General features: G+C 44.3%; 1 protein-coding gene. It reads right to left on the bottom strand.

Translation table 11 applies throughout. The annotated features are described in order from the left end of the window. A partial coding sequence (locus P7D22_RS22160) for a VPLPA-CTERM sorting domain-containing protein (RefSeq protein WP_319936424.1) occupies positions 1 to 583 on the bottom strand: 583 nt, incomplete at its 3' end. Positions 584 to 1160: the final 577 nt, after the last annotated feature.

Raw genomic sequence — 1160 nt, 5'->3', positions numbered from 1 at the left:
CACTAAATCCCATAGCACCAAGAGCAAGTAGGGCGGCTCCGAACATAGGAGCCGATGCCGGAAGAGGAACGGATGAAACCAGGGTGTTGTGAATGCCATTGCTGAACACGAGAGAATAATCGGAGTAACTCGGGTCTATGGCGAAGTATGGATCGATGAAGCCACTTGCCAATGAAGGACCCGGTAGTTGGTATCCATTACCCGCAAATGTCTCAGCATCTAAGAGAACTAAATATTCAGTGTTGCTAAAAAGATTATAATAATTGTCAACGTTGAATGTACTAATATGAGGTGGATAGACAGGACCTGTTGAACTACCCTGATCAACTCCGATGCTCTGATTAATAATGGTCGTTCCAGGTCCTAAAAGCTTGAAAAATGCACTCGCTTTGGCTTGAGGTCCCGACACCTTAGTCTGGCCATTGGCTTGGACCAGAACAGGTATATCCATTGTTGTGGGACCTAGTATTTTGAAATAATAAGCAAGGAAAGCAACACTCTGACCTGAAGTGCTACCTTGTGGGTGTACACCCGCCTCGCTTAAGGAGGAAACACTGGGAGCATGCGAAAGATCGATATTCACCGTCGTCGCGCTTGACGACGTTTTCTTTGATGACTGTCCTATAGTCGTAAGATAATCATTATTGAGACTACCTTCCATACTGTAAGGTTTATCAACATATGAATCAACTCTTATACTCGTTCCCGTTATGAAGTAGGCGCTGACACTAGGGCTAGGATCTATAATAGCGGCTCTTGCAGAGAATGAAAGAGGCAGAATTAGTATTGTAGCAGCTATTTGTCTGATCATTAACATTCTCCCCGTTACGCGTAAAAAATTCAATTGTAATAATTATTACTGCAGAACGATCTTATCCGAAGCTCACGCAGGCGTAATTACTGTCGCAAGCTCGTTACCTTAACTATGTGTCTTATTATGTCCAGCGCCCATCTTGGCCATCCGACCAGTCTGATGGTCATGTAAGCAAAACGACCCTTTTCCAGACACGTCCTGACGGTTGCGCCCGAAATCCGAAAAGCAGGCTATAAATGTCTGGAAAACGTGTATGTTTTTCTATTGTATCATAAACGGTAATATTGCACTATACGGACATGCTTATCGGCTATGCCCGTGTTTCAACTGCCGACCAGAACCTCGA

This window comes from Lichenihabitans sp. Uapishka_5 (assembly GCF_033947565.1).
Taxonomy (GTDB): Bacteria; Pseudomonadota; Alphaproteobacteria; order Rhizobiales; family Beijerinckiaceae; genus Lichenihabitans.
The sequence above is the reverse complement of the archived record's forward strand: the minus strand, read 5'-3'. Positions and strand labels throughout refer to the sequence as shown.